17 protein-coding genes are annotated in these 15443 nt (G+C 38.1%); 6 read left to right on the forward strand and 11 right to left on the reverse strand.

The window, feature by feature from the left end; all coding sequences use genetic code 11:
* Positions 1-20: 20 nt before the first annotated feature.
* On the forward strand, positions 21-302 hold the full coding sequence (locus tag AC2JF9_RS02710) for a DUF1827 family protein (RefSeq protein ID WP_500725246.1): 282 nt from the start codon (positions 21-23) through the stop codon (positions 300-302).
* Positions 303-347: 45 nt separating this feature from the next.
* On the opposite strand, the gene AC2JF9_RS02715 is transcribed toward AC2JF9_RS02710, so the two are convergent.
* Both AC2JF9_RS02715 and AC2JF9_RS02720 read right to left on the reverse strand, forming a co-directional pair.
* Positions 348-1919, reverse strand: coding sequence for a peptide chain release factor 3 (locus AC2JF9_RS02715; protein ID WP_500725248.1), 1572 nt, complete (start codon positions 1917-1919; stop codon positions 348-350).
* Positions 1919-2788 (reverse strand): hemolysin family protein, encoded by an 870-nt coding sequence (locus AC2JF9_RS02720; protein WP_500725250.1) that lies wholly within the window; start codon positions 2786-2788, stop codon positions 1919-1921. Before AC2JF9_RS02720 ends, AC2JF9_RS02715 begins: the two co-directional genes overlap by 1 nt.
* Before the next feature lie 99 nt (positions 2789-2887).
* Here AC2JF9_RS02720 and AC2JF9_RS02725 point away from each other — a divergent pair, with 99 nt between their 5' ends.
* Positions 2888-3349 (forward strand): hypothetical protein, encoded by a 462-nt coding sequence (locus AC2JF9_RS02725; RefSeq protein WP_500725252.1) that lies wholly within the window; start codon positions 2888-2890, stop codon positions 3347-3349.
* On the opposite strand, the gene AC2JF9_RS02730 is transcribed toward AC2JF9_RS02725, so the two are convergent.
* Together AC2JF9_RS02730 and recX are read right to left on the reverse strand one after the other, a co-directional pair.
* Positions 3350-3826: a hypothetical protein gene (locus tag AC2JF9_RS02730; RefSeq protein ID WP_500725254.1), complete on the reverse strand. Its 477-nt coding sequence runs from the start codon at positions 3824-3826 to the stop codon at positions 3350-3352.
* An 8-nt stretch (positions 3827-3834) separates the two neighbouring features.
* Positions 3835-4650 carry a recombination regulator RecX gene (recX, locus tag AC2JF9_RS02735; RefSeq protein WP_500725255.1) on the reverse strand — a complete coding sequence of 272 codons (816 nt, stop codon included), beginning with the start codon at positions 4648-4650 and terminating at the stop codon, positions 3835-3837.
* 125 nt (positions 4651-4775) lie between these two features.
* On the opposite strand from recX, the gene rlmD reads away from it, so the two are divergent.
* Positions 4776-6152, forward strand: a complete 1377-nt coding sequence (rlmD, locus tag AC2JF9_RS02740; RefSeq protein ID WP_500725257.1) for a 23S rRNA (uracil(1939)-C(5))-methyltransferase RlmD — start codon at positions 4776-4778, stop codon at positions 6150-6152.
* 293 nt (positions 6153-6445) lie between these two features.
* On the opposite strand, the gene AC2JF9_RS02745 is transcribed toward rlmD, so the two are convergent.
* Positions 6446-7339, reverse strand: a complete 894-nt coding sequence (locus AC2JF9_RS02745; RefSeq protein ID WP_500725390.1) for an alpha/beta hydrolase — start codon at positions 7337-7339, stop codon at positions 6446-6448.
* Between the two features lie 132 nt (positions 7340-7471).
* On the opposite strand from AC2JF9_RS02745, the gene AC2JF9_RS02750 reads away from it, so the two are divergent.
* Positions 7472-7756: a hypothetical protein gene (locus tag AC2JF9_RS02750; protein WP_500725259.1), complete on the forward strand. Its 285-nt coding sequence runs from the start codon at positions 7472-7474 to the stop codon at positions 7754-7756.
* Positions 7757-7936: 180 nt separating this feature from the next.
* On the opposite strand, the gene AC2JF9_RS02755 is transcribed toward AC2JF9_RS02750, so the two are convergent.
* From AC2JF9_RS02755 to map, 6 genes are all read right to left on the reverse strand, one after another.
* Positions 7937-9100: a hydroxymethylglutaryl-CoA synthase gene (locus AC2JF9_RS02755; RefSeq protein WP_500725391.1), complete on the reverse strand. Its 1164-nt coding sequence runs from the start codon at positions 9098-9100 to the stop codon at positions 7937-7939.
* Positions 9100-10311, reverse strand: a complete 1212-nt coding sequence (locus AC2JF9_RS02760; RefSeq protein WP_500725261.1) for a hydroxymethylglutaryl-CoA reductase, degradative — start codon at positions 10309-10311, stop codon at positions 9100-9102. The genes AC2JF9_RS02755 and AC2JF9_RS02760 overlap by 1 nt, the downstream gene beginning before the upstream one ends.
* A gap of 3 nt (positions 10312-10314) precedes the next feature.
* Entirely contained in the window at positions 10315-11457 is a 1143-nt protein-coding gene (locus tag AC2JF9_RS02765) for a thiolase family protein (protein ID WP_500725262.1), read from the reverse strand.
* 133 nt (positions 11458-11590) lie between these two features.
* On the reverse strand, positions 11591-12490 hold the full coding sequence (galU, locus tag AC2JF9_RS02770; RefSeq protein WP_500725263.1) for a UTP--glucose-1-phosphate uridylyltransferase GalU: 900 nt from the start codon (positions 12488-12490) through the stop codon (positions 11591-11593).
* Between the two features lie 65 nt (positions 12491-12555).
* On the reverse strand, positions 12556-13473 hold the full coding sequence (locus AC2JF9_RS02775; RefSeq protein WP_500725265.1) for a YihY/virulence factor BrkB family protein: 918 nt from the start codon (positions 13471-13473) through the stop codon (positions 12556-12558).
* A gap of 5 nt (positions 13474-13478) precedes the next feature.
* Positions 13479-14306, reverse strand: a complete 828-nt coding sequence (map, locus tag AC2JF9_RS02780; RefSeq protein WP_500725267.1) for a type I methionyl aminopeptidase — start codon at positions 14304-14306, stop codon at positions 13479-13481.
* A gap of 140 nt (positions 14307-14446) precedes the next feature.
* Here map and AC2JF9_RS02785 point away from each other — a divergent pair, with 140 nt between their 5' ends.
* Complete coding sequence (locus AC2JF9_RS02785; protein WP_500725269.1) at positions 14447-14893, forward strand: flavodoxin; 447 nt, start codon at positions 14447-14449, stop codon at positions 14891-14893.
* The gene (locus tag AC2JF9_RS02790; protein WP_500725271.1) at positions 14886-15419 is read left to right on the forward strand and encodes a GtrA family protein; all 534 of its coding nucleotides are present in this window, start codon (positions 14886-14888) and stop codon (positions 15417-15419) included. Before AC2JF9_RS02785 ends, AC2JF9_RS02790 begins: the two co-directional genes overlap by 8 nt.
* Positions 15420-15443: the final 24 nt, after the last annotated feature.

The raw sequence follows: 15443 nt of genomic DNA on the forward strand, positions 1-15443 counted from the left end.
AGAAGAAACGGGTGAAATCCATGCATTTAATAGATGTAACCAATAGTTATAAGGACCTAGTTCATAGCCAACTAAATTCGACAAACGTTAATTACGTCAAGGTATATTCTTTGGGCAATACCAGTGTTATTTACACCGAAAGCAACGAAGCAATTGGAATTGCCTTAGAAAATCACGATCGTCGAATCCGTAAGGAAGAAGCGGAGTTTGTCATTAAGCGACTAGTTAAGGAGAAAGATCCTTCGTACGTGGTAACTTTTGACAAAAGTCAACGTTTAATCGAAATCCACATTGACAAGTAGACAAAAAAGCTGACAATCTGTCAGCTTTTTTGTTTGTTTTTTCATTTATAATTTTTCGGTTAATCTAACATCTGGATATTTGTCTTGGAAAAAACGCTCCGCAAATTGATTTTCAAACAAGAATAAAGGTTGATCATAGCGATCTTTAACCAATAAGTTACGACTGTTTGACATCGCCGGATCAAGTTGTTCCGGATCAATCCAGCGCGCTACTCGATGGCCAATACTATCTAGTTCAACATCTGAGTTGTATTCGTTCTTCATTCTAAACTTGAAAACTTCGAATTGTAATTGTCCTACCGCTCCTAAAATATAATCATCCGTCTGGTAATTTCGGTAAAGCTGGATCGCACCTTCTTGGACTAGTTGGTTTATGCCTTTATGAAACGATTTCTGCTTCATTACGTTTTTAGCAGTTACACGTACAAAAAGCTCTGGCGTAAACTCCGGAAGTGGCGGATAAATAATTTCGTTTTTGCCAGCATAAATACTATCACCAATTTGAAAATTACCAGTATCATAAAGACCCACGATATCACCAGCAACAGCATCGGAAACTTGCACTCGCTCACTAGACATAAATTCAGTTGCATTATTGAGACGAATTGGTTTGCCAGTTCTTGCTAAGGTAACATCTAGCCCTTTTTTAAATTCTCCACTACCAATTCGAATAAAGGCAATTCGGTCACGATGGTTAGGATTCATATTAGCTTGAATTTTAAAAACAAAGCCAGAAAATTCAGAATCTTCCGGACTTAATGTTTCAGTTTCATTAACGGTATGACTTTCCGGCGAAGGTGCAAGTTTAACAAAGCTCTTCAAAAACGTTTCCACACCAAAGTTAGTCAAAGCTGAACCAAAGAAGACAGGAGTTTGGTCACCTTTAGCAATTTTTTCGGCATCAAAAGTGTTGCCAGCTTCTTTAATCAGTTCAATCTCATCTAGTGTGTCTTGATACTGGGGATTTTGGCTGAGTTGATCTCTTTCAGGTAGTTTACCCTTCTCGTCAAGTGGTAAAAAGCGTTCTGAGCCTGACTTACGATACAATTCAACTTGGTTATTAGCAATATCATATAATCCCTGCAAAGTTTGACCTGAACCAATTGGCCAGTTCATCGCCACCCCTTCAATGCCAAGCAAGTCTTCTAGCTCTGCAATCAAGTCCAAAGGCGGACGACCATCACGATCGAGCTTATTCATAAAAGTAAATATTGGAATACCGCGTTGTTTGACCACCTTGAACAGCTTCTTTGTCTGCGGCTCAATTCCTTTAGCCGAATCGATTACCATCACAGCTGAGTCAACAGCCATTAATGTTCGATAGGTATCTTCTGAAAAATCTTCATGTCCAGGAGTATCTAAAATATTGATTCTCTTATTATCATATTCAAACTGCATTACTGAACTGGTAACTGAAATTCCACGTTGCTTTTCAATTTCCATCCAGTCACTAGTTGCATAATGCCCAGTTTTACGGGCTTTTACTGTACCTGCACTGTGAATAACGCCACCAAAAAGAAGCATTTGCTCTGTAATCGTCGTTTTCCCAGCATCAGGGTGCGAGATAATCGCAAATGTTCTTCTTTTTTTAACTTTGTCAATAAGTTTTTCACTCATTAATTACTTTGCTCTTCTTCCTTTTGTTCCTTTTCTGGAATTGTCAATAAGACTGTCAGCAATCTTGAACGCATCATCCTGCGCGTGGTTAAAATCATGCCGTTGTCAAGTTTGACTGATAGTTTTTCGCCTTTGGCTGGAATAATACCAAGCTTAGTAATCACATAACCAGCAATGGTGTCAACATCTTCCATTTCAAGATCGGTGCCGAATTGTTCATTAAAATCATCGAGGGGCATTTTACCATAAATGACATATTTATTTGGCGCAATTTGCTTAGATAAAACCTCAGTACGGTCAACTTCATCGTCAATATTACCGACAATTTCTTCAATTAAATCTTCGATTGTAGCGATTCCGACAATGCCACCATACTCATCGGTTAAAATGGCAAGCTGTTGCTGCGTTTTTTGCATTTCAACTAAAAGCTCGCTTAAGTCAGTTGTTTCAGGTGCAAACAATGGCGGATTCATCACATCATCATAATCAATCTTATCAAAGCCCTTTTCCCAAGCTTTTCGTAAAACAGTTCGAATATGGATAACGCCGACAGTTTTGTCTTTATCTTGCTTATAAACCGGAATCCGCGAATATGGTTCACGCAGGATTTCTTCCAAGTTATCTTGTAAGCTCTCCTCACAATCAACCATAAAGGCATCGATTCGCGGTACCATGACCTCACGAACCATCCGTCCCTGAAAATCCAAAACATTATTTAACATGGAAAATTCCGTATCGCTGATTTTTTGTTTATCATGAAGTGCTTGAATTTCCTCAGTTAAATGCTCTTTGGTTTCTTCATCGCTTGAAGGGGATAATTTATTTTTCAGAATATTAAATAAATTCCCCTTATCAGGGTCGCTAGTCATATTTTTTCTCTCTTTCTTAAATAGCAAGTTTAATATTTCTATTATATCATGTACTTAAATGATATGTTAGAATAGCACGTAAGAAATGAGGTTTAATCAATGAAAAAAAGTCACGTCTTACTTGTATTTACATTTTTACTTTTAATACCGTACTTATGCAGCTTGACCATTATCGGAATTGGCTACAATGCCCTAGTCTTGCATTCTGGTGACTTGGTTCGAACCTCAATTGGTGCTTTTGTTGGCGCGCTAATCATGTTTGCAATTAAAGCTACCATTCAGCGACCCGTTGATTTACTAGCAGTCGAAGTTAACGATGGCCTGCTTAAACAACTACTACGCTTTTTCAGCATTAGACGCCGGCCTCTTATTCAGCTTGCCAACGTTGTTTTAGACTTTATTCTTTGCTTTGCTGCTACTTTTGTAGTGCGAGAATTTCTCACTTTAGACCAAATTGTTGGAAAATCGGTTGGCTTTGTCTTCTTGGTAATGCTTTTATCAACTTGTTTGGGAGCCTATGTTGAATACGATAACCTATCGATTGACCCTAAACAACATTAACTAATTACTGACCTCAAGATAGAGCATCTGGGTCAGTTTTTTAGTCTCTAAATTAAGATTCTGAACAAGGTATGGCGTTAAACTATCACCTGGATTCTCATAAGTTTGTATACCTTCAGCTCTAACTTTTTCAAGCAATTTTGGTACAACTTGATTAAGCGGCTGACTAAAAAAGGTCATCGTTTGGGGCTCTTCTTCTACGGCAACCAGAGCTTTAGGTAAAACAAATTTCATTAATCCAGTTGGCACTTCTACTTTATTTGGTACAACTACTCCGTACCAGTACATGAAGTTTTCTGGTCCAAAAACAATCATGCTACTGCGATAATTTTGTAGCTGGTTAGTTGCTAAAAAACTTTGAAAAACCTGATCTTGTTCCATTTCTAAATTGCAACCGTTAAAAGTTTTTTGCTCATCCATCAGTTGATCAGCAAATGGTTTACCAATAAATGTTATTTCGTTTTGTTGTCTCTTCATAAAAACTCCTAATATTCTGCCAATTCATCTAGCGGAATGATCTCGCCAGCAAGAAAAGCGTCAATCTCATCACTTGAAAAGCCATGAGTATAAAGATAATTGCGCATTTTGCTTTCTCGTTCACTTTCTGAAAAACGACGAAATCTCTTATATGCTTTCACACCCTGCTTTTTTAAAGCCTCAAGTTGCTCATCTTCATCGGATTCCAAACCGAGTCCCTCAATGATTGCGCTGGCAATTGCACCTGAAAAACCGTGGCTTAATAACTTAGTACGCATTTTTTGCTCTAGCTCACGCTGAGATAGGCGACCAATTTTGCTCTTCATTGACTTAAGAACACGCTTCCCCGCATCCTGCCAGTCATCATCAGCAACTTGCTCAAGTCCTAATTGGACAGTTTCTGGATCAATGCCTTTTTGGGTGAGCTTTTTTGACAAACTTAACGGACCATCGGTGCCAATCCGTAAATTTTGCCTAATAGCTAAATCAACATACTTTTGATCATCCAAAAATCCCATTTCGGTTAACTGAGCAACTGCTCTTTGAGCTGGTTCATTTGCTACATTATGCTCTTTTAGATATTGCAAAACTTCAAATACTGTTCTAGGCTCAAAGTTTAAGTAGCTTGAAGCCAAGTTAGTTGCCTTAGCATCTTCATCAAACTGTTTGACTTCGGCAGCTTTTTCAGCGGTTAGTTCCTGCCCTTTTAAAAGCATAAATTCCGCCACCGTTTTTTCACTAGCTGAAAAAGCGTATTTGCCATCTAAATAAACGTTATAACGACCAGGTCTTTTTTGACTGCTCACTTTAGTAATAATTGGCATTTAAGTTCACCTTTCTTATGGTATAAGTACATGCTAGCAAATTTCTTTCCTTCTTGCTAAAAACTTTTCCTAGGTAGTACAATAAATTGTTATCATTTTAACGTTTTATTGTAGAAAGAAAAATTATGTACAAGAATTTTAAACAAAACGAAACTAAAGAAAAAGACGTAATTATTACAATTAAGCGTCTGGGTATCAACGGCGAGGGCATCGGCTATTACCGTAAGAAAATCATTTTTATTCCCGGCGCTTTGCCTAATGAAGTTGTGGTTGCTAAGATTATCCAAGAGTATCCACACTACATCGAAGCAGAACTTATTCGAATTAAAGAAAAAAGTCCCGATCGGGTTCCTTTCCCTAAGGGAGTTGATCCTGCAATCGGCGGATTAGAGCTGGCACATTTATCCTACGAAAAGCAGCTGGAATTTAAACGTGATAATGTTTTAGCGGCGCTAAAGAAATATCATCCTCGTGATTTCAGTAAATATAAGGTTAAAAAGACTATTCCTGCGCCAGCTGAATGGCATTATCGCAACAAAGCGCAATACCAAATTGAACAAGACCACGGTAAAACTAGTTTAGGGTTATTCGCACCAAACTCTCATGAACTATATGATTTGCCGATTATGCCAACACAAAATGAAGCAAGTCAAAAAACTGAACGCGAAATCAAAGATTTAGTAGAAAAACTCCACGTTCCAGTCGCTGATCCTTACCGTCATTTTGATGGTTTAAAGACCATTGTAGTGCGGCAAGCACATGCTACTAAGGAAATTCAAGTTACCTTAATTACAGTTGGTCATGTAATTAAAAATTTGATTGCCCTAAGTAAAGAAATAATGAAATTACCAAATGTGGCTAGCGTTTATCAAAACGAAACTGATTGGCGCAATCCGCAAGTTTGGGGAAATAAAACTGAAAAATTAGCTGGTAAAAACCAGATTACTGACGAAATTTTGGGTAAAAAGTTTGCATTATCACCTAGAGCATTCTTCCAATTAAATCCAGTCCAAACTTCAACTTTATATTCCGAAGCCCTTAAGTTTCTTGACTTAACTCCTGAAGATACACTGATTGATGCATATAGTGGCGTGGGTACATTGGGAATTTTAGCAGCAGAACAAGTTAAACAGGTAATTGGAATTGAGACTATTCCCGAAGCTGTGGCAGATGCTAAGCATAATGTTGATTTGAATCGGATTAAAAATGCTAATTATATTCAAGGTAGCGTCGAAAAAGTCTTACCTGAATTGGAGAGAAATGGTGTGCCAATTGACGCATTAATTGTTGATCCACCAAGAACGGGATTAGCAAAAAGCCTAATTAAAACCCTGCTTAAAATCAAACCAAAGACTTTTGTTTATATTTCTTGTAACCCATCAACACTTGCTCAAGATCTAGTTTTACTTAGCGAAGTTTATGATGTTCGCTTGATTGAAAATGTCGATATGCTGCCTCAGACGCCACGATGTGAAAGTGTAGTTAAGTTAACTTTACGCTAATAATTAAAAATAGTTGCCGGATTAACGACAACTATTTTTTGTGGACAAGGATTCGTTTTATCTTGGGTATAGATATTATTGATCGGGATTCATAGTGGTCAATGCCTGATAAATATAATCTACTTTGGAAGTACTAGTTTCCAATAGTCAGAAAAAGCAAACTATTTCGTTATGCAATGAGCTTTATTTTAATAATTTACGAATTATGGAGATAAAACCTGGTACGCGATACACCTCTTGCCACATTCATATCTTAGCGCTTTATGTAAACGCTTGCAATATATTTGCTTTAGCTACTTAATGTACTTGTTTAGAAAAGTTTCAATATGCCTGCGGTATGCCTTAGGATGATTAGAAAAAGATTTTGCGTGCTTAGAGTTCTCAGTGACCCAGAGTTTTTTGGGGCCGTTAGTAGCATGATAATTTTGATAGACCATTTTGGTTGGAACAAAAGTATCTTTATCACCATGAATAAAGAGCATTGGTCGATGATTTTTATGAAGCTGATTGATACTTGAACCGTCAGCCATAAAGTAACCAACTTTTAGCTTATTAATTCCGCTCAAAATCTCGACTAGCGGAAAACGTGGAAATGCGGGCATATTGTAAAGCTCTTTGGCCTCGTGCTCGATTTCGTCTTTAACACTCGTATAACCACAATCTTCAACAAATGCCTTAACTTGCGCAGGTAGTTTAAGTCCACTAACCATCATTGCAGTAGCGGCACCCATGCTTAAACCATAAACCACAATTTGCTGATCAGAACCATTTTTTTGCAGTAATAAATTAATCCATTTTTTAACGTCTTCTTTTTCGGGCCAACCATAGCCAATGTACTTACCTTCACTTTTTCCTTGCGAACGAGGATCAGGAGTCAATGTGTTATAACCTAGCTCGTGGAAAAGCGCATCGTACTCGCCCATATCTTCTTTGGTATCCATGTAGCCCGGTAAAACAACAACAGTTTTTTTCGAATCACGACTGGGAATATAGTTAGCAGCCAACTTGTATTGGTTGTCAGCTGATTGGATATACCATTTTTGTTTTGCTGTCTTTTTAAACCATGTTTTTTCCTTATATAGCGGATCAGATTTCTTAATTACATTACTAGAAGAACTTAAAAAGCTCTTAGGTCCAGGCACGCAGGCCATCTTAAAGAAGTAGATGCCCGCTCCAGTGAACAACATACAGATTAATAAAACAAAAATGACTAGTGAAAGCCACAATTTTTTATGTTTTAATTGTCTCAATGATAAAGCCACCTTTTTTATAATAATAAAGAATAGTATAACACTTAAAATTTGTATAGGAATGATAAGATGAGATTAACTGATCTATTGCAATTAACGAGTGACTTAAGTAATGAAACCACCCTATTTTTAACAGTTCATGACCAAATTCAGCCTCTAGCAAAATTAAAAATTTCAAGTAGTGAGTGCTTGGTTTACCCCGGTCAAAAGCCCATGACTAAGGCAAAAATGACTTATTTAGTTAAAAATTTACATGGTCGCAGTATTCCATTATTTATTCAAAATAATGATGAGAAAATTCCGGTTTACGGTATTCAAATATTACCGGAAAGCAATTCAATTAGACTAACATAAAAACCTATTTTTTAATTCCCGTTGAAATTTCCATCAAAAACTTACGACGTAAAATATTTTGCTGAATCTAAGCTACCAGTTCTTGATAAGCAAGTTAAACTTTCTAAAAAACTAGAATATCAAAAAAGGTCTCAAAGAAATCAATCATTTGAGACCTTTTTATAGTTAAACTGCGTAAGACTACTTTTGTTTGTATTGACGAACGTGATCTTTAGTGCCGGCAAAGTACCAATAGCCTTGTTCTTCGTCACTTGTAAGTTCAAGATTGTCTAATGGTAAATTCAGAGCTTGGTTAAAAATTTCTTCATATTCAGCGACCGACAATTTTTGCCGCCGAGTAATCATTTTTTGGTCTGCTTTTACATCAAGCGCATTTTCATAGCCAGAAATAACTTGACCAGCATAGAATTCACCCATTGCACCTGAACCATAGGAAAATAAACCAATAATAGCATCAGAAGGTAAAGCACCATTTTCCAGCAAGCTAAGTAAACTTAAGTAAAGTGAAGCCGTATAAATATTTCCTACTTCCCGACTATATTTTGCTGCAGCAGTAAAGTTATTATCGAGCCGTTTGGTGGTTACTTCATCTTGACCTTCAATAGCCAACTGATTAGCCTTAAAACCCATTTTGACAAATGGAAGGTGATAAATCAAAGCAGTAAAAGCACTAGTTTGGAGCGCTGTCTTTTTTTGGTATTCTGTAAAAGTGCGTTTAAAGAAGTCTAAATATACTTCTTTTGAATACTTACCATTAACCATTGCAACCGCAGAATCGTTGGGACGCCAAAAATCGTTAATGTCAGCACTATAAGCACTGTGACCATCTCTTAACGCCATAATCTGTGGCTTAGCCTTAATAAGCATACTGATACTACCGGCACCTTGGGTTACTTCTCCGCCGGTTTTAACACCATAACGGGCAATATCACTACCAATCACAATTGCGCTATGATGCGGATGCAAACGGACATAATCACGCGCAATCATAATTCCCGCTGTCATACCAAAACAAGCCTCTTTAACTTCAAAAGTTCGCACATCAGGTGCAAGCTCTAGTGCACTTTTAACAAACAGTGAAGCTGATTTTGATTGATCAACGCCACTTTCTGTTCCCAAAATTAGCAAGCCAACTCTTTCACGTTCAATTTCATCAATATAACTCAGCGTTGCGTTGATGCCCATTGAAACAGCATCTTGCGTTTGGTCAGCCACACTCATTTTACTTTGACCGATTCCGATCAAAAACTTGTTTGGATCTACGTCGCGCGCACGTGCTAAATCCGCAATGTCTACATATTTATTTGGTGTATAAAAACCGATACGATCAATTCCAACTTGCATCATTTCCCTGCTCTCATTTCTTTTAAAAATTGTTTTGCGCTATCTAATGTATATAACTTGTGGGCAATCATTTTTTGGCGTACCGCTTCTTTTTCTGAGGGTGTTGCATCAAGACTAGCCACCATATTTTTGGCTTGTAATTTCATGTGTCCCTCTTGAATGCCAGTAGTGGCAATAGCTAAAAGCGCAGCAAAGTTATTGGCTAAGCCTGTTGCCACAACTACATTCGCTAGTTCCTGACTAGTGATTTTTTTACCTAATATTCGATAGCTTTGTTGCACATCTTGGCGCGAATTAATTGAACCACCAACTGTGCCAATTGCTAGTGGCAATTTTAATTTGCCAACTAATTGATCATTTTTAACTGACCAGTTGCTAAAGCTGCGATAATGTCCATCTTGATTAGCCCAAACTCCGCAGGCTGCTTCAATTGCCCTAGTGTCATTGCCAGTAGCCATTAAAACGCCATCGACACCATTCATAATGCCCTTATTGTTGGTCACTGCACGATATGGATCATGTTGTCCAATTTCGCTAAGCAATGCAACTTGCTTGGCAGTTTTTAACCCCCCAATACTAGCAATGTTTATTTTTACTTCTGCTTGCGCAAATTGACTAGGATAGTTGGATAAAATTGCAAAAAGTTTGCTAATAACACCTGGAAAAGCAGCCATTTCAGTAGCCATAAATTCCAAAATTGAATTTACTCGATTGGCACCCATTGCTTCTGCTGGATCAATCAAAATTTTTAAATATACCAGTTCATCGGCTTGGGTCATTTCAACCGTCTTGACCCCACCACCATGCCGAATTAAACTAGGAAATTCGGCATTAGTTTGTTCAATTAGCCGAGGAAAAGCCGACTGCAAATCATCAGCAGCAAAAGCGGCATTAACTTGCAAAATAATCTGACCGTAAATTCCATCACGCTGCCCTGATGCTTTCACGCCACCATTTTGAGCAAAAACACTGGCTCCATGATTAGCCGCCGCCACAACTGAAGGCTCTTCAGTTGCTAGTGGTACTTGATAATTTTGGCCATTAACCCGTAAATTCTGCACCAAACCAACTGGAAAGCGCAATTCACCTATAACATTTTCGCTTAACTGATCAAGTTCGTTTAAAATTTGCGGTTCTACTTCTTCCAGTTCTATTCCCTGCTCGCTTAAAATAGCGCGCCTTTTTTCTGGAGATAATTCGTAAAATTTCATTAGTTAAAAATCTCTAATCAGTTCACAAGCGATTGCCTGTCCACCACCGATACAAAGGGTAACTAACGCCTTTTGACCAGCAACCCGGTTCAATGTGTTAATAGCTGTTCCAACAAGGCGAGTACCAGTTGCGGCTAATGGGTGACCAAGCGCAATGGCACCACCAAACATATTTAGCTTATCCTCTGGAATTGCAAGTGCGTTTTTCAAAGCCAAACATTGCGCTGCAAAAGCTTCGTTTACTTCAATGGTATCGTAGTCATTAATGGTACCGTTGGTCTTTGCAAGTAGCTTTTGTACGGCATAATATGGAGCAAATCCCATATATTCTGGATCATTTCCTGATTCGGCAAATTCACCTATCCGCGCTAATGGCTTCAAGTTTAGTTCTTGAACTTTTTCCGCTGTTGCCAACACCACGATACTGGCCCCATCACTTAGCGGTGAAGCGTTACCAGCGGTAACTAAGCCATCAGCTTTGAAAACTGGTTTTAACTTGTTTAAGGCTTCAACACTAGTATCATCGCGAATGTTCTCATCAAAGACTCTTTCGCCCGCAACATTAATCAATTCATCATCAAAATAACCATTAAGCTTGGCCTGAGCTGCTTTTTGGTGAGACCAAACACTAAACTCATCCATTTCCGATCGCGAAATTTGATATTTTTCAGCAACATTTTCAGCTGTTAATCCCATATGTTTACCGGAAAAAGCATCAGTCAGACCATTTTTGATCATTTCACTCTGCAAGTCCTGACCGCTTTTGTCTTTTGCCAAATATACCGAATTAGTCATGCTCTCTGAGCCACCAACGGCAACAATACCAAAATCACCGAGCTCCATCTGGCCTTGTGCAAGCCGAATTGCCTTTAAACTGGAACCGCAGACCTCATTAATGGTTACGCAGCTGCTTTGCTTTCTCATACTAGCACCAAGGGCAATTTGGCGCGCCATATTTTGTCCCAGACCTGCACTCAAGACGTTACCCATATATAAAGCGTCAACTTTTTGCGGATCCAAATTGATGCTGTTCAAAGTCTCGGTTAAGGTGATTTTACCTAACTCAATAGCGTTTTTCTGATTCCAAAGACCACGATAACGGCCAAAAGGTGTTCTTTTAGCCGCAACAACATAAATATTTTTCATTAAGTTATTCTCCTAGCGAAATATTCATGTTGCATATTACCGAAATTTTCTGCTCAAGAATAGTAATTCGAACCACATTTAGAAAAAATTTAGACAAAAAAAGAAACCATTAAATTATGGTTTCGAAAAATAACTATTTATTCTTCTTGTCTTGCGCTTGTAATTTTTGACCTAAGTCAATAATGTATTGGCGTAATTGCTCTTTAGTTTCCGGATGCTGCAAACCATATTCGATTGAAGTTTCAAGATAATTTTCCTTGTTACCAACATCGTGGCGCACACCTTTAAAGACATGAGCAAAAACGCGCTGCGTCTTATTCATGGTATCAATTGCATCAGTCAGTTGGATTTCTCCACCCTTATCCGGTTTTTGGTCACGCAAAATTGCGAAAATTTCCGGAGTCAGTAAGTACCGACCAACAATTGCGTAATCACTTGGAGCTTGATCAACATCAGGCTTTTCAACAAATGATTTAACATTAATTAAGCCAGGTACAATTTCATTTGCAGGTTCAATTACACCATACTTAGAAACTTCTTCATGGGGAACAGGCATTACCGCAATAGTCGAAGCGTGAGTTTCATTATAACGGTTAATCAGCTGCTTAGTCAGTGGCTCTTTGTCCATCATCAAATCATCGCCCAACATGACTACAAAAGGCTCATCTCCGACAAAACTGCGACCACGTGCAATAGCATCACCTAATCCGGCAGGATATGGCTGTCTGGTGTAATAAATGTTAATCCCTAAATGAGTAATTTCCTGAGACATTTTAAGCAGCCCCGTTTTGCCTTTTTCTTGGAGATTTTGTTCTAGCTCCGGGTTCGAATCAAAATGGTCTTCAATCGAGCGTTTATTTTTACCAGTAACAATTAGAATATCTTCAATTCCAGATTTTTTGGCTTCCTCAACGATAAACTGAATCGTTGGTTTATCGACAATCGGCAACATTTCCTTAGGCATCGCCTTAGTGACTGGCATAAATCTGGTACCCAGTCCAGCTGCCGGAATAATGGCTTTCCTTACTTTCATCCCTTATACACTTTCTTTTAAATCTTAGAACCTAATATATCAAATTCAGTGGTTTGATGCCAGTTTTATTGGCGGCGCTTTCTTTGGACATATTCAGCCAAATGTCCCACCGAATACTGTACTTCACCGTAATTCATCGAAACAATTGCAGCATTAACACAAGTTCCAAGTAAAAAGAGAATTGACGAAATATTGAGCCATAACATGAAAATGATAAAGGTGCCAATAATGCCGTAGTTTTCCCAACTAATATGGAAATTGTGCAGATAAAAGCTAAATAGCCATGACAAAAGTAACCATCCAATCAAGGTAGTAAAGACTCCCGGCCAAATAACCCTTTTTTTCAGCTTAATATTTGGCAAAAAGTAATTAAAATAATACAGTGCCGCCATCAACGTAATTACAATTACGGGATAACGGTAACTGAATACTCTTTCAATTTCTCCAACTGAAAACGAAAAAATCGGTCGCAAAAAATTCAAAACTTGTTGTCCAAAAATCAAGGTTAAGTTAAGCAAAGTGAACACCAAAATCATTGCATTAGTCAAGATAATGGTAATTGACCTCGTCCATACAGTAACCTGCCACTTTTGGCGCAGTTCAACTTCTCGAACCCCGTAAACTCGGTTCATCCCAATACGAATTGCGTTAACCAGTGACGATACTGACCAAAGGGCCAGCAAAATACCAAAGGAAATATATCCGGTAGAATTACTTTTTAGCAATGAATCAATAATCGGCATGATAAATTTGGCAATTCGATCAGGAAAAATCAGTTTTAAATAACTAGCAATTGGACCCGTATCGATATGAAATAAAGGTAAAATATTTCCGATGATAATTATCAGTGGGAATATTGAGAATAGCACATAATAAGCAATTGCAATTGCACTAGTCAGAACTTCCCCTTGGGAGAATTTAACTGATAGTGTTTTATAAAACAAAGCAACACGTCGTTTGGCTGCGGCAGCTTTTCTACCCATTCAATTTAGTCATCCATTTCGTCAAAATGAGGCAAGTACTTTTCATAACCATCATAAGGCTTTTGTAAAGTCAAAATCTTAGGACCGTCTTTAGTAATTGCAAAAGTGTGCTCGAATTGAGCCGACTTCGAACCGTCAGGAGTTGCATAAAATACCCAGTCATCGTTAGGATCCGAAACCGATTTTTGCGCAATGCGCCAGTCACCGCCAGCCTCAACCATCGGTTCAACGGTAATAGTCATGCCTTCACGCAAACGCAAGCCATGACCGGCCTTGCCCCAATGCGGAACCTCAGGATCTTCATGAATACTTGGCTGAATACCGTGACCCACTAGTTCTTTCACGTCACCATAGTGGTGCTCATCTTCTACGAAATGCTGAATCACCGCTCCAATGTCACCAATTCGGTTACCTAAAACAGCTTGATCAATGCCCAGATACATTGCTTTTTCGGTTACATCCATTAAATCACGATCTTGATCAGAAATCTGACCAACTGCATAAGTTGTGCAGGAATCTGTTTCAAAACCATTAAGGTTGCAGGTAACATCAACTTTTACCAAATCGCCTTCATTTAAAATTGTATCTTTGCGTGGCGTGGCGTGGGCAATTTGGTCATTAACTGAAATACAAGTACCATACTTATATCCTTCAAAGCCTTGTTCTGAGAGACGTCCACCTCTACTTTTGACAAACTCTTGACAAAATTCTTCAATTTCCCAAGTCGTAATTCCTGGTTTAATTACCTCACGTAGTCCTTCAAACATTGATGCTAAAAGTCGTCCTGAAGCTTGCATACCTTTAAGTTCCCGAACGGATTTAATTGTTATCAAAATTAACTTCTCCTCGTAGTAAAATCATATTTACTAATATTATAGCTTTTTTTAAAAACTTTACTAAAGAATTTCATCAACCCGAATAAATTATGTATAATATTATGATGAACCAATGAAAATGGAGGGTATGGAGTAGGATGAAAGCTAGAATTGTCTATGCCAGTATGACCGGCAACGATGCGGATATTGCAGATATTTTAGAAGAAGATTTGCAAGATTATGGCTTTGATGTTGAAACTAGTGAAGCAGAATTTACCGATGCTAGCGACTACTTAACCAGTGACCTTTGCATCTTCATTACTTATACCTATGGCGAAGGTAAAATGACCGACGATGTTGCTGATTTTTATGAGCAACTAAAAGAACTTGACTTAAGTGGTAAATATTTTGCTGTTATGGGTAGCGGCGATATGATTTATGCTGACCATTTTTGCGAAAATGTGTTTGACTTCGAAAAAATGTTTAAACAGGTTGGTGCAAAAGAGATTACTAAAGCAGTAACAATTGAAAATGCACCTGATGATGAGGCAATTGCTGCAATTGACAATGCCGCAAAAGAAATGGCTGATCAGTTAAATGATTAAGGAAAAGAATGACAGTTCAGCCAAGTTTAATTCGCGGTCGGATCCGGCAATCCGTCGTTTGGGCCAAAAGCTGATCAAAAGACATCGCAATTTGTTTGTCTATATGATTTTTGGCTTTATTGCAGCATTAATTAATACTATAGTTTTTATGGTTATTCATAAATACTTACATAGCCCGGTATTAATTTCTAATACAACGGCATTTGTCGTCTCCAACTTGGCATCTTTTTTCTTTAACCAAAAAGCTGTTTTCACTAATAATGTTGACCAGGAACACTCAACTTGGCAAAAATTGCTAGTGTTCTTTACCTATCGAATCATCAGCTTGATCCCAGACAGTTTAATTATGCTAGTTGGTCTTTCATGGCTAAAGTTAAATGCTCTATTGGTTAAGATAATAGACCAAGTTCTGGTCGGTATTTTTAACTATTTAACGACCCGTTCCGTCTTTCAAGCTCAAGAAACAACGATGATTCAACGGGCCAAAGCGAAAATTAAATCCCAAAAAGATAAACTGAATAAATAAAAACCTGAATTCGAACCGACGAAT

This window comes from Lactobacillus sp. C449L, from assembly GCF_059900815.1.